1 pseudogene is annotated in these 212 nt (G+C 50.0%); it reads left to right on the plus strand.

Features of this window, described 5'->3' with window-relative positions:
• Positions 1-212, plus strand: a pseudogene (locus HMPREF2804_RS11175) (parapinopsin); the annotation flags it as partial.

The raw sequence follows: 212 nt of genomic DNA on the forward strand, positions 1-212 counted from the left end.
GTGCGGGTGCGTGTTCGGGATTGTGTGTATTGGGGTTGGGGTCCGTTTTGGGCTTTGGTGGTGCAGGTGTTGATTTGGTGGCCTATTGTGGGGTTGGTGGTGCGGGTTGCGCCGTCGCATCCTATGATGGGTCCTCATTTGCCGTTTTATGTGGTGTTGTTTTCTTTGCCGTTTGTAGGTATTGCGGTTAATTTTTGTTTGTTTCGGTTTTT

Origin of the sequence: Rothia sp. HMSC065G12, assembly GCF_001811455.1 — a bacterium.
GTDB lineage: Bacteria > Actinomycetota > Actinomycetes > Actinomycetales > Micrococcaceae > Rothia > Rothia dentocariosa.